15 protein-coding genes are annotated in these 12,538 nt (G+C 71.6%); 4 read left to right on the top strand and 11 right to left on the bottom strand.

The window, feature by feature from the left end:
* The 9 genes from gspD to gspG all read right to left on the bottom strand — a co-directional run.
* On the bottom strand, positions 1 to 1,496 hold a 1,496-nt coding region (gene gspD, locus ACE3T5_RS18860), incomplete at its 3' end, for a type II secretion system secretin GspD (RefSeq protein ID WP_374669648.1).
* A gap of 10 nt (positions 1,497 to 1,506) precedes the next feature.
* Positions 1,507 to 2,298, bottom strand: coding sequence for a type II secretion system protein N (gspN, locus tag ACE3T5_RS18865; RefSeq protein WP_374669649.1), 792 nt, complete (start codon positions 2,296 to 2,298; stop codon positions 1,507 to 1,509).
* Between the two features lie 11 nt (positions 2,299 to 2,309).
* Positions 2,310 to 2,783 carry a type II secretion system protein GspM gene (gene gspM, locus ACE3T5_RS18870; protein WP_374669650.1) on the bottom strand — a complete coding sequence of 158 codons (474 nt, stop codon included), beginning with the start codon at positions 2,781 to 2,783 and terminating at the stop codon, positions 2,310 to 2,312.
* Complete coding sequence (gene gspL / locus ACE3T5_RS18875) at positions 2,780 to 3,991, bottom strand: type II secretion system protein GspL (RefSeq protein WP_374669651.1); 1,212 nt, start codon at positions 3,989 to 3,991, stop codon at positions 2,780 to 2,782. Before gspL ends, gspM begins: the two co-directional genes overlap by 4 nt.
* Entirely contained in the window at positions 3,988 to 5,013 is a 1,026-nt protein-coding gene (gene gspK, locus ACE3T5_RS18880; RefSeq protein WP_374669652.1) for a type II secretion system minor pseudopilin GspK, read from the bottom strand. Before gspK ends, gspL begins: the two co-directional genes overlap by 4 nt.
* A complete protein-coding gene (locus ACE3T5_RS18885) occupies positions 5,010 to 5,684 on the bottom strand; it encodes a type II secretion system protein J (protein ID WP_374669653.1) in 675 nt (224 codons plus the stop codon). Before ACE3T5_RS18885 ends, gspK begins: the two co-directional genes overlap by 4 nt.
* Entirely contained in the window at positions 5,684 to 6,064 is a 381-nt protein-coding gene (gene gspI, locus ACE3T5_RS18890) for a type II secretion system minor pseudopilin GspI (protein WP_374669654.1), read from the bottom strand. Before gspI ends, ACE3T5_RS18885 begins: the two co-directional genes overlap by 1 nt.
* Positions 6,054 to 6,536: a prepilin-type N-terminal cleavage/methylation domain-containing protein gene (locus tag ACE3T5_RS18895; protein ID WP_374669655.1), complete on the bottom strand. Its 483-nt coding sequence runs from the start codon at positions 6,534 to 6,536 to the stop codon at positions 6,054 to 6,056. The genes gspI and ACE3T5_RS18895 overlap by 11 nt, the downstream gene beginning before the upstream one ends.
* Positions 6,511 to 6,954 (bottom strand): type II secretion system major pseudopilin GspG, encoded by a 444-nt coding sequence (gene gspG / locus ACE3T5_RS18900; protein WP_374669656.1) that lies wholly within the window; start codon positions 6,952 to 6,954, stop codon positions 6,511 to 6,513. The genes ACE3T5_RS18895 and gspG overlap by 26 nt, the downstream gene beginning before the upstream one ends.
* A 60-nt stretch (positions 6,955 to 7,014) precedes the next feature.
* On the opposite strand from gspG, the gene ACE3T5_RS18905 reads away from it, so the two are divergent.
* Complete coding sequence (locus tag ACE3T5_RS18905) at positions 7,015 to 7,425, top strand: type II secretion system protein N (RefSeq protein ID WP_374669657.1); 411 nt, start codon at positions 7,015 to 7,017, stop codon at positions 7,423 to 7,425.
* A gap of 15 nt (positions 7,426 to 7,440) precedes the next feature.
* On the opposite strand, the gene ilvA is transcribed toward ACE3T5_RS18905, so the two are convergent.
* Positions 7,441 to 8,988, bottom strand: coding sequence for a threonine ammonia-lyase, biosynthetic (ilvA, locus tag ACE3T5_RS18910; RefSeq protein ID WP_374669658.1), 1,548 nt, complete (start codon positions 8,986 to 8,988; stop codon positions 7,441 to 7,443).
* Between the two features lie 316 nt (positions 8,989 to 9,304).
* Here ilvA and ACE3T5_RS18915 point away from each other — a divergent pair, with 316 nt between their 5' ends.
* Positions 9,305 to 9,760: an OsmC family protein gene (locus ACE3T5_RS18915; RefSeq protein ID WP_374669659.1), complete on the top strand. Its 456-nt coding sequence runs from the start codon at positions 9,305 to 9,307 to the stop codon at positions 9,758 to 9,760.
* 30 nt (positions 9,761 to 9,790) lie between these two features.
* Here the strand turns inward: ACE3T5_RS18915 and coq7 are convergent, their stop codons facing one another.
* Entirely contained in the window at positions 9,791 to 10,408 is a 618-nt protein-coding gene (coq7, locus tag ACE3T5_RS18920) for a 2-polyprenyl-3-methyl-6-methoxy-1,4-benzoquinone monooxygenase (RefSeq protein WP_374669660.1), read from the bottom strand.
* Positions 10,409 to 10,724: 316 nt separating this feature from the next.
* Between coq7 and ACE3T5_RS18925 the strand changes: the two genes are divergently transcribed.
* Both ACE3T5_RS18925 and ACE3T5_RS18930 read left to right on the top strand, forming a co-directional pair.
* Positions 10,725 to 11,801 (top strand): porin, encoded by a 1,077-nt coding sequence (locus ACE3T5_RS18925; RefSeq protein WP_374669661.1) that lies wholly within the window; start codon positions 10,725 to 10,727, stop codon positions 11,799 to 11,801.
* Between the two features lie 87 nt (positions 11,802 to 11,888).
* Positions 11,889 to 12,538 (top strand): DUF3047 domain-containing protein (locus tag ACE3T5_RS18930; RefSeq protein WP_374669662.1); only part of this gene is annotated, 650 nt, incomplete at its 3' end.

The raw sequence follows: 12,538 nt of genomic DNA on the forward strand, positions 1-12,538 counted from the left end.
GGCACGTTCTGGCCAATGACGATCTTGGCCTCCTCGTTGTCCAGCGTCAGCAGGTTGGGCGTGGAGAGGATGTTGGCATCCCCGCGCGACTGCAGGAAGCGCGCGAGGAAGCCCAGCACGTAGGTGCCGCCGAACTGGTGGGCCACGCCGAGGTTGAAGCCCGAGGAGGGCAGCGTGGGGCTGGTGCCGCCCTGGCCGGCGGCCGACAGCGCCAGGCTCACGATGTTGGCGCCGCCGATGCTGAAGTTGGTGCCGAGCACGCCCACGTTGGTGTTGCCGCTGCGGCCCACCGGCGACAGCCACTGGATGCCGAACTCGGCCGCCTTGTCGGCGTTGACCTCGGCGATCAGGCTCTCGACGAATACCTGGGCCCGGCGCGCGTCGAGCCGGTCGATCACCGCGCGCAGCTGGCGGTACTGCGGCTCCGGCGCGGTGATGATCAGCGAGTTCGTGGCCGGATCGGCCTGGATCTGGCCGCCGGTGGAGGGTTGCGCCGAGGCCGCCACGGGCGTGGTGGCGGCGCTGGCGTTGGCGCCCGCGCCGGTGGTGCCCAGGGGCACTGGCGCCGGGCTGGACGAGGCCGCCGCGCCGCCGCTGCCGGACAGCGCCGCGCGCAGCACCGTCGCGAGCTTGGTGGCATCCGCGTTGCGCAGGTAGACCACGTGGATGTTGCCGGAGGCCTGGCTGCTGGCGGGGACGTCGAGGCGTGCGATCAGCGCCCGCACCAGGTTCAGCCGCGCCGCATTGCCGGCGCGGATGACCAGCGAATTGCTGCGCGGCTCCGCGATGACCGTGGTCCGGACCGAGGTGTCGGTCTGTCCCTGTCCGGCCGCGGGCGTGCCGGTGCTGCCGGAGGCCTCGACCAGTCGCTGCACCATGGGCGCGAGGTCCGAGGCCAGGCCGTGCCGCAGGTTCACGACCTCGACATCGGTGGCATTGGAGACATCCAGCGCGGCGATGATGCGCGCCATGCGCTGCAGGTTGTCCGCGTAGTCCGTGATCACCAGCGAGTTGTTGCCGGGATTCACGTTGATGGTGTTGTTCGGGCTGATCAGCGGCCGCAGGATGGGCACCAGGTTGCCGGCGCTTTCATGTTGCAGGCGGAAGATCTGCGTGACGATCTGGCCGCCGGCCGGCGGGGCCTCGACCGAGACGCCGCCGCCCTGCAGCTTGGCGTCGGCCTCGGGCACCACCTTCAGCAGGCCCGCGGCGTCGACGACCGTGAACCCCGACAGGCGCAGCGTCGCCAGGAACTGGTTGTACGCGGCGGCCGGCGGCACGGGCTTGTCGGTGCTCAGGTTGATCGTGCCCTTGACCCGCGGGTCCACCACAATCTGGCGGCCGGTGATGGCGGCCATGGCGCGTGCCACGGCCTCGATCTCCGCATTGGCGAAGTTCAGCGTGATGGGCTCATTGGCCTTCTGGGCGTGCAGCCCGGGCGCGGCGCCGAGCAGCAGGGCCAGGGCAAGCGGGACGGCGGCGTGGCGGAAGGTCATGGAGCGAGGTCTAGCCGATGGAGATGAGCGAGCGCGCGCCGTTGCGCCGCCCGATGATGTTGAGCAGGTTGGACAGCGCGGCCTCGCGCTCGGCGGCGGCCCGTGCTTCGCCGCTGAAGCGCAGCCGCGAGCCGACCCATTGCCCCTGGCCGGAGAGCTGCAGGCTGCCTTCGAGCGTGTCCAGCCGCAGCGTGGTGGGGGCGCCCCCCTGCAGGGTGATGCGGTAGCTGCCCATGGGCCTCAGCGTCGACAGGCGCGACGACATCTGCCGCGCCACCAGTTCGGCCTGCCCGCGCACGGTGGGGCGGCCCTCGACCCATTCTACTGAAAGCCCCTGCGTCGACAGGCGCAGATCGCCATCGAGCTGCAGGGTGTTCCAGGGCGTGCCGAGGCCGGTGGTCAGGGAAGCCGGCCACTGTGTCTGGCCATCCGCCACGTCGATGGCGATGGCGCCGATGCGCACGCCGATGCGAAGCGCCAGCGGCTGCGCCGTGCAGCAGTCTGCGGTGGCGACGAGCCGGGCCCCCATCCAGGCCGGTCGCAGCCGCCAGGCCAGTCGGCCGGGCAGGGCGGCCTGGTCGCTGCTGCCGGCGCCGCCTGTCAGCGCGAGCCGCGCGCTGCCGTCCCAGACGGTGCCGCGCGGCTGCAGCAGCTGCACCTGGCCACGGGTGGCGGCCGCCACCCCCGCGGCGAGCCAGTGGGCCGGCGCCGCGACGACCACCATGACCAGCGCACCGCACAGGGCACCGGCCGTGGCCCAGCGCCAGGGCGCGGCGGACAAGGGCGTGGGAGGGCGCGCCATCGGCTGCCTGCTCAGCGCGCCGGCAGGGTCAGCACCAGCGTGCCGTCCCAGGTGCCACCCGCGTTGCGGGTGAGCCGCGCTTCGGTGGGGATGGCGCGCGCATTCACGCGGACCTGCGCCAGCCACTGCGCGAGCACCGGCGAAGGCACGCCGGTGAGCGTGAGGGTCACCCGCTCGCCGGCGATGCTGTAGCGGCCGGCCGTGCCGAGCTGCTGCCGGATGGCGTTTTCCAGCTGCCGCATGGCCTCATCCGGGTTCTGGCGCGGCTGGGCCTGCATCGCCTGGGCCTGGGTCTGCAGACGGAGCATGCGCTCCAGCTGGGCGTCGAGACTGCGGTGCGCGGCATCGGCGTTGCGCAGCGTGGTGAGGGCGGGCGCGAGCGCCACCCACCAGAGCAGGGCCACGCCGACGACGGTGGCCGCGGCGGCGACCAGCACCCGCTCGCGCGGGGCGAGCGCGGCCCAGCGGGCGGCCAGTGCCTTCATCGCGCCGCCTCCTGCAGGGTGACCGTGAGCACGTCGCCTTGCTGGGCGGCGGTATAGCCCAGCGGACGCAGCCGCGTGGCCAGCTCGCGCGCCTCGTCGGCGCTCAGGCCGAGGCCGCGGGCGCGCAGCTCGCCCGAGGTGAATTCAAGCCCGCTCGGCGTGCGCCCGGGCGGCGCGGTCGCGGCCAGGGCGCCGAGAATGGCTTCGAGGTCGCGCCCCGAGCTGGCACCGGTGGCCTGGCGCAGTGCCGCCACTTCACGCTCCATCTGGACCGGCGCGTCGACGACAACCCGCACGTGGGGGAAGTTGCGCGTCAGCGTCTGCTGCACCGCCTGGCGCTTGGCGGCGAGGCTCGCGCGCTCCTTCCAGGCCCAGGCGTTCAGGCCGACGAGCTGCACCGCCACCAGGGCGGCCGCAGCCCAGCGGGCCGGCCGCCACTGCGGGGCCCGCAGCAAGTCATTGAAGGCCACGCCGAGCCGGCGCCAGGCGCGGGCCTGTCCACCGCCCGTCAGGCTGAACTGGGCCAGGTCCCAGCCGGCGCCGGCGGCGCGCAGCCAGCGTTGCGGCGCCTGGCGCAGCCCCACGCGCCGGCCCAGCAGTTGCTCGGCCACGGCCGCGACGGCGGGCTCGGCCAGGGTGCCGGCCTCGTCTTCTGCAGGTGGCAGGAGGCTGACCGTGGCCGGGGTGAGCGGCACCGCGAGCACGCCGTGCGGCCCCGTGCTCACGGCCAGGGGGTGGTCGGCATCCCCCAGGACCTGCACGGCGGCCAGGGCCTCGGGCGTGAACTCGGGCACGATGCGATCCACCGGCCGCTGTGCGGCCTCCAGGGCCTGCAGCGCGGCGCGCAGCCACGCCAGATCGCACACGGCCACCCAGACGGGCTCGCCGGGGCGGGCGTCGGGTTGCAGCGCGAAGTGCAGGCGCTCCGGCTCGTCGAGGAGCTTCTCTTCCAGCAGGCCTTCCAGGGCGGCGCGCAGGCGCGGGCTGCCAGGGGGCGCGCCGCGCGGCAGATCCACCTGGTGCCAGGCGAGTGCCTGTACCGGCACCACCGCCACCACCTCGGCGCCGGCGCCGCGCACGGCGGGTAGCAGCGCGGCCGGCGCGCGACCATGCGCGCCCAGCGTCTGGCCGTCGGGCGTGAGGGCGTAGGCCCATTCGGTGGCGGCCGTGGCGCCCTCGATCGGCAGCGAGACGATCAGCGTGGTCATGGATTGCGCGGGATTGTAGGTGGGCGTCCCTGGGTCATCGGGGGGGCGGCGGCGCGGGTGAGGGCGGTCGGGTCGGGCACGCCGTGCTCGCGCACGAGGGTGCGCACCGCCAGCCCGTCACGCTGCACCACCGAGCGCTGCTCCACGACCGTGGTGCCCAGGCGCAGCCGCCCGCGCACTTCGAAGAAGCGCGAGGCCACACCCACCAGGCCATCGGCAAAGGCGGCGTCGGCATTCGGCAGCAGTCGCGCGGCGTCGGCGAGCTGGCGGAAGTGCTGGCGGTCGCGCTCGGCCACCAGGCGCTGCGCATCCGCCATGCTGATACCCGCCGCCGCGTGGATGACCTCGGCGCCGGCCGTGTTGAGGTTGACCGGCGTGCGCGCGGGCAGCAGGGTGACGTAGGGTTCCAGGGCGGCCACGGTCTGCACCGGCACCCCCAGCCACACGAGCTGCTCCACCCGTTGCGGGATGAGCGGCGCGCGTCCCGCGTTGCGGTTGTCGGTGCTGATGTCCGAGGCGAAGCGCAGGTTCTCCGCCATTCGGACCAGCTGCGCCTGGGGCAGGCCCAGCAGGTCGAACAGGCGCGCGAAGCTGCGCAGCCCCGGCTCGGAAATGCGGCCGGACTCGACCAGGTTGTTCACGTTCAACAGCGACTGCAGGTCGATGATCTGGCCGGACAGGAAGGTCTGGTCGGCGTCGTTGTCGGTCGTGTTGTTGCGGTCGGCGGCGAGGAAGGTGGACAGCCGCGCCTCCTGCAGCGGCACGGCCCAGGGCTCGGCCAGGTGGTCGGCGCCACCCGAGCGGGCATCCTCGCGCAGGATCAGCCGCGCCCAGTCGAGCGCGCCGGTGAGGATCCAGGCCGACTGCAGCCGCGCCCGCTCGGCCGCCTCGATCTCCACCGCGCGCCACTGCTGCCACAGCGCGGCGGCGGCGAAGGCGGCGACCAGCGCCACGGTGAGCATGGCCGCGAGCAGCGCCGCGCCGGTCTGCCGCAGCCGATGGCGAAGGCGCGCTCGCCTCATGACTTGCCTCCGCCCACGGTGGGCCGGACCCAGTCGCGCACCAGCCGGCCCGTGATCGCGCGGCCGCCGGGCAGTTGCAGCACCAGCCGCACGCCGTCGGGCACCACGCCGGTGGAGCGCGCACCGCCTGGCGTGGCCGTGGTGCCCTGCGACGTGTCGGCCGACAGCGGGTTGGTCCACGCATCGCCGCGGAAGAAGAAGATCTGCCAGTCCTGCAGCGGCACGATCGCCACCTCGCCGGCGCGCAGCGAGTCACCCGGGTTCTGTGCCCACTGGTCGGCCTGCTGCCAGGCGGCCTCCACGTCGCCGCGGGTGACCAGGGGCGGTGACTGCCAGCGCAGCCACAGGCCGTCGCGGCGCGCCCAGCCGACCACGCGCGCGCCGTCAGTGACGCTCGCGGTGCCGCGTCGCGTGAGTCGCAGCACCCGGCCGTTCCATTCCAGCGCGGCAAGCTGCGGCAGCTCCATCAGGTTCTCGAGATCGGCGCTCCATTGCGCCAGGCCCGTCTGCAGCGCCAGCACCTCGTCGGCACGCTGCTCGGTCTGGCGCTGCGTGCGCACCATGCCGTCCAGGCCCTGCCAGCTCAGCACCGCCACCAGTGACAGCACGAAGAGCGCGACCAGCAGCTCCACCAGCGTGAAGCCCGGTCCCGGGCGGCGCCTGCGGGCCATCAGAACCGCCCCACGACGGTGGAGACCTGCAGCACCGCGGCGGCCTCGTCCTGCACCAGCGCGTCCACGCGCCGGAAGCTGGGGTTGGGCGTGGGCGAGACGCGCACCTTCACGGTGAAGGTGCGCTGGCCCTGCTCGCAAGGCACGTCGGTGTCGCCCACCGACGGCATCTGCCGCGACAGGCGCACCTTGGCCAGCTCGTTCTCGGCGCAGAGCTGCGCCAGCAGCACGTCGGCCTGCCGCTGCGCGTTGCGGGTCAGGGCGCTGGTCGCCTGCAGGCCGGCCACCAGCGCGATGGCGACGATGCCGAGCGCGACCAGCACCTCCACCAGGGTGAAGCCGCGCGCGGGATGCCGCGCGCTCGCGGGCTCAGGGCGCATCGGCCTGCACGCTGAACGGCCGCAGGCCGTCGGTAGCCACGCGCAAGCTGCGCCCGGGCGCGTCGGCGTGGGTGAGCACCAGGGCCTGCGGGCCGATGATCGGCTCCGGGCCGAGCACCAGCAGGGCCGTGCCCTGCACCGAGGTGCCGGGTGTCAGCCAGTCGTGCGGCAGCGCATCGCGCGGCAGCCCTTCGAAGCGGAAGGCGCCGTCGACGGCACGCCAGATGACCGGCTGGCCGGCCAGCCGTGACTGCGCGCGGCCGGCTTCCAGCAGGGCTGCCAGCCGCTGGGCCTCGCGGTCGAGGCTGGCGCCAGCCGCGTCGCGCACGGCGAAGCTCACGCCGGCCGAGGCGATGGCGATGATCGCGACGACCACCAGCAGTTCGAGCAGGGTGAAGCCGGCGGGCGCAGCGCGGTGGCGCCCGCGGCGGCGGGATGCGCCGGGCCTATTGCCAGGAGCCGATGTCGGCATTCTTGCCTTCGCCACCGGCCTGGCCGTCGGCGCCGAAGGACATGACGTCGATCTCGCCCTTCACGCCGGGGTTGAGGTACTGGTAGGGCCGGCCCCAGGGATCGTTCGGCAGCTTCTCCAGGTAGGGGCGCCAGTTGGGCGGCGCCGGCTGCGTGGCGGGCCGCGCGACCAGCGCCTGCAGCCCCTGTTCGGCCGTGGGGAAGCGCTGGTTGTCGAGCTTGTACAGCTTGAGGGCCTGCATCAGGTTGGCCACGTCGGTGCGGGCGGCCGTGGCGCGCGCGTCGTCGGCGCGGTCGAGCACGTTCGGCACGATCAGCGCCGCCAGCACGCCGATGATGACGAGCACCACCATGAGTTCGATCAGCGTGAAGCCGGCTTGCACCCAGCGGCGCGGCGTACGGAAGAGGGTTGCGGACATCGCTTCAATCATAATGGCCGCATGGTGAGTTCAGCGGCCGGCAGGTGGCGGGTTCGGGGCGTGACGTTCGTGCTCGGCTTTGCTGCTGCCGCCAGTGCGGTGTTCTGGGGCCTGCGTCTCGGCGGGCCCGAGTCCGGGCCGCCGGGTGCCGCCACGGCGGCCACCGCGCCATCCGCTGCGGCGGATCCCGCCGCGGTCGCCCGTTTCCTGGGCGGCGGGCCCGCCGCTGCCGTCGCCCCAGCCCCTGCGCTGGCGAGCCGGCTGGTGCTGGTGGGCGTCGTCGCCGGGGCCCGCTCGGGCGAGGGCGCGGCCGTGATCGCGGTCGATGGCAAGCCGGCCCGTCCGTTCCGCGTCGGCGCCGCGGTGGACGAGGGCCTGGTGCTGCAGTCGGTGCAGGGCCGCCGTGCGCTCGTGGGCCCGGCCCAGGGGGCGCCGGCTCTCACGCTGGAACTGCCCGCACCACGCAAGTAGCGGCGCGGCGGCGCCTCAGGCGCTGCGCAGGAAGAGGCGGTACACCGGGTTGTCGGTCTCTTCCACGTGCGGGTAGCCCAGGGTGTCGAGGAAGGCCGTGAAGGCGGCATCGTCGGACTGCGGGACCTGCAGGCCGACCAGGATGCGGCCGTAGTCGGCGCCCTGGTTGCGGTAGTGGAACAGCGAGATGTTCCAGGTCGGCCCCATGTGCGAGAGGAACTTCATCAGCGCGCCCGGCCGCTCCGGGAAGACGAAACGCAGCAGCCGCTCGTCCTGGGCGAGCGGCGAGTGTCCGCCCACCATGTGCCGGATGTGCTCCTTGGCCAGGTCGTCATGGGTGAGGTCGAGCGCCTGGAAGCCATGGCGGGTGAAGTTGGCGGCGATGCGGGCCGATTCGCCGCGGCCATGCGTGGTGAGACCGACGAACACATGGGCCTGGCGCTCGTCGCTGATGCGGTAGTTGAACTCGGTCACGTTGCGCGGGCCGCCGGGCAGGTTGCCGATCAGCTCGCAGAAGCGGCGGAAGCTGCCGCGCTCCTCAGGGATGGTGACGGCGAACAGCGCCTCGCGTTCCTCGCCCACTTCGGCGCGTTCGGCCACGAAGCGCAGGCGGTCGAAGTTCATGTTGGCGCCGCACAGGATGGCGGCGTACGTCTCGCCACGGGTCTTGTGCGTCGCCACGTACTGCTTGATCGCGGCCACGGCCATGGCGCCGGCCGGCTCGACGATGCTGCGCGTGTCCACGAACACGTCCTTGATGGCGGCGCACACGGCGTCGGTGTCCACGATCACGAACTCGTCGACCAGCTCGCGGGCCAGGCGGTAGGTTTCCTCGCCCACCAGCTTGACCGCGGTGCCGTCGGAGAACAGGCCGACGTCCGGCAGGGTCACCCGCTGGCCGCCTTGCACCGAGCGCGCCATGGCATCGGAGTCGGTCATCTGCACGCCGATCACCTTGACCTCGGGGCGCACCGCCTTGATGTAGCTGCCCACCCCCGAGACCAGGCCGCCGCCGCCGATGGCGACGAACACCGCGTCCAGCGGCCCCTGGTGCTGGCGCAGGATCTCCATCGCCACGGTGCCCTGGCCGGCGATCACGTCCGGGTCGTCGAAGGGGTGCACGAAGGTCAGGCCCTGCTCGCGCTCCAGTTCCAGGGCGCGGCCGTAGGCGTCGGAGTACGAGTCGCCGTGCAGCACGACCTCGCCGCCCAGGCCCTTGACGGCATCCACCTTGACCTGCGGCGTGGTCACCGGCATCACGATCAGCGCGCGCGCACCCAGCCGGTGCGCGGCCATCGCCACGCCCTGGGCGTGGTTGCCGGCCGAGGCGCAGATCACGCCGCGCTGCAGCTGCTCGGGCGTGAGGTGCGCCATCTTGTTGTAGGCGCCGCGCAGCTTGAAGCTGAACACGGCCTGCTGGTCCTCGCGCTTGAGCAGCACCTTGTTGTGCAGCCGCCGGCTCAGGTTGCGCGCAGGCTCCAGCGGGGACTCGACCGCGACGTCGTAGACGCGGGCGGTGAGGATCTTCTTCAGGTAGTCCGCCGGCTGCAGATGCTTTTTCATGACGGTCGAATCATACGGGCCGGTCGGGCAGGCCCCGCGGTGCGCGCCGGCGGCCAGAAAAAAGCCCCTGGACCTTGCGGTCCGGGGGCTGAATCCACCAAAGGAGGAGGTGGAGGAGACAATCGGTACGTTGCACTGCGGCACGCCGGAGCCCGGATTGCTGTCGAGCTGTCTGCTCAAGCGGGCCAAGCGATATCGCTATGCTGTGCAGCCAGTATAGCCATGGGCTTGCTGCGATGCACAACCGGCGTTCGCGGGCCTGCGCGCGCATAAGCAGAATTGATGGGCGGCCAGCGGCCGTGATGAAGGAGCAGTGATGGAATGCACAGTCACCTGGACCGGCGGCGCCGGCGCGCAATCACCCATGGGCTTCCTGGCGGAGACCGGCAGCGGCCACGTGCTGATGATGGATGGCGCCGTCGACGAGGCGCGACCCGAGAACGGGGGGCGCAACCTGGCGCCGCGCCCGATGGAGACGGTGCTGGCGGGCACGGGCGGTTGCACCGCCTATGACGTGGTGCTGATCCTGCGGCGTGGCCGGCACGACGTGCGCGGCTGCTCGGTGAAGCTGCAGGCGGAGCGCGCACCGGCCGACCCCAAGGTGTTCACCCGCATCCACATGCACTTCACCGTGCGCGGCCGGGGGCTGCCCCAGGCGGCGGTCGAGCGCGCGATCGCGATGAGCCACGAGAAGTACTGCTCGGCCAGCGCCATGCTGGCCCGCACCGCGGAGATCACGACCAGCTTCGACCTGATCGAAGACGCGGCCTGAGGCGGATGCCGGCGGAGGGCGACCGCCGGTTCAGATGTAGTGGGCCGTGGTCGTCATCACCTTGGCGGCCGCCCGCATGGCCAGCTTCACCGGCGGCGGCAGGTCCACGGCGCCGGCCTGCCGGGCCTGGTCTGCGTGTTCGGCTTCGTCCACCTTCATCTGGGCCACGATGGCGCGCGAGGCATGGTCGCCCGCGGGCAGCCGGTCGAGGTGGCTCTGCAGGTGGGCCTCGACCTGGCGCTCGGTCTCGACGACGAAGCCGAGGCTCACCCGGTCGCCGATGCGCCCGGCCAGAAGGCCCAGGCCGAAGGCGCCGGCATACCAGAGCGGATTGAGCAGCGACGTGCGGGACCCCAGTTCTTCCAGGCGCTCGCTCGTCCAGGCCAGGTGGTCCGTCTCCTCGCGCGAGGCACGCTGCAGATGAGCACGCAGTGCCGGATCCCGGGTGGCCAGGGCCTGGGCGGTGTAGAGCGCCTGCGCGCAGACCTCGCCCACGTGGTTCACCCGCATCAGCGCGGCTGCATGGCGCCGCTCATCCGCGCCGAGGTGGGTGTCGTCCTCCGCCACCGTCGGGCAGGCGCGCGCGGCGCGCGGCGTAGAAAAAAGAGTTCTCAGGGCGCTGTCGACCGTGCCTAGAATGCGATCCATGCGGGCAGTTTAGTCGGCCCGCGGTCTCGTGCTCTCGCGGCCCGACCGTTCGGTGATGCAGGTCAACAGTTTCACCATCCGGAACGCTCGCGTGGCTGTGGTTTGGCCTCCACTCGGCCTTTGGGAATTGTTGTCCAAGTGCAACGAAACCCTGAGTGGACGGTTAAATACTTTGCGAAAGAAAAGGCGGTCTGGTGCAATAGCGGCTAACTTCCCAAAAGGAGGTTGGCCCGGGGATCCGGTGGGAGCGCGAACGTGCCTGCATTTCGATTCCCATTCGTACCGGAGCCCTATGTTTAACCTTGGAGAAACTTGCATGAAAAAGTCCCTGATTGCGCTGGCCGTGATGGCTGCCGCCGGCGCGGCTTCCGCCCAGTCGTCGGTCACCCTGTTTGGTATCGTTGACGCCACCCTCGCCTGGGGCAAGGGCAGCACCGGTGACCGTTTCCAGGTCACGAACTCGGGCTACAACGGCTCGCGTCTGGGCTTCCGTGGCACGGAAGATCTGGGCGGCGGCATGTCCGCTTCCTTCTGGCTGGAAGCCGGTGTGACCAATGATGACGGCCGTGGCGCCGCCACCAACACCAACAACCAGGCCACCGGCGGCGCCGTGGCTGGCATCGGTGGTGGTCAAGGCCTGACGTTCAACCGTCGTTCCACGGTCAGCCTGGCTGGCGGTTTCGGCGAGATCCGCCTGGGCCGTGACTACACCCCGCAATTCTGGAACCTGACCGTGTTCGATCCGTTCGGCACGAACGGCGTGGGCACCACCCAGACCCTGAACTCCATCATCACCGGCGCCACCGCCGTCCGTGCTTCCAACAGCATCGGCTACTTCCTGCCCCGCATGGGCGGCCTGTACGGCCAGGTCCAGATGTACCTGGGCGAGAACCTGGACGCCTCCGTCAACCCGACGCCGAACACCGAGAAGGACGGCAACGGCTGGGGCCTGCGTCTGGGCTACGCTGCCGGTCCGCTGAACGTGGCCTTCGCCACCAGCAAGACCAAGTACGCTGCCGGCGACGTCAAGCAAACCAACCTGGGTGGCATGTACGACTTCGGCGTGGCCAAGCTGCAGGCGCACGTTTCTCGTGACGAGAACGGTGCCGTGGACGGCGACGGCTGGCTGATCGGTGGCCTGATCCCGGTGGGCGCTGGTGAAGTCCGCGTGGCCTTCTCCCAGTACCAGACCGACGCTGGCGCCGGTCCCGACCCCAAGAGCCGCAAGATCGCTCTGGGCTACGTGCACAACCTGTCCAAGCGCACCGCCGTGTACACCACGTACGCTCGCGTCCGCAACAGCAACGGCGCCGCTGCTGCTCTGAACGGCGCCACCACCGCCGCGAACAGCTCTTCGAGCGGTTTCGACATCGGTGTCCGCCACAGCTTCTGATCTTGAAGCCGGCCCTTGTGGCCGGTGCCGAGAACAAGAAACTTGAGAGCCGCCTTCGGGCGGCTTTTTCACGTTCTGGTGTCGTTCATGTCCTCTCGCCTGCCAGCCCTGCGCGCCCCGCGCGCCGCCGCCTTTGTCCTTGCCGCGTCGCTGCTGGTGGGGTGTGCCGTGCCGCCTCTGGGTGCGCCCGACGACGGGGCGCCGGCCGACGTGGGCCAGTCACCCTGGGCGCGTGAGTCACGCCTGCCTGCCAGCCAGGCGCCTGCACCGTGGGCGCACCACCCCCTGCCCGGCAAGGTGCCCACCCTGTTCAGCTACGTTCGCATCGACGGGCGAGACGCCTTGTCTGCCCGATCCGAATCGTCGGCCAGCATGGTGCGCCTGCCGGTTCAAGTGGCGGGCGACCGGCTGTCCCGATTGCAGTTCTCCTGGAAGGTGGCCCAGCTGATCGAAGAGGCCGACATGGCCGTGCGCAGCAAGGACGATTCGCCGGTGCGGGTGATCCTGGCCTTCGAAGGAGACCGCTCGCGCCTGTCCGCGCGCGACCTCGCCGTGTCGGAACTCGCGCGCGCCCTGACCGGCGAAGAGCTGCCCTACGCCACGCTCATGTACGTGTGGTGCAACCGGCGCCCGGTGGACACCGTCATTCACAACCCGCGCACCGACCGCATCCGCAAGCTGGTGGTGGAATCGGGGCCGCGCGCGCTGGGTCGATGGCAGGACTACGAGCGCGACAT

This window comes from Ramlibacter sp. (assembly GCF_041916345.1).
In the GTDB taxonomy this organism is placed as follows: domain Bacteria; phylum Pseudomonadota; class Gammaproteobacteria; order Burkholderiales; family Burkholderiaceae_C; genus Ramlibacter.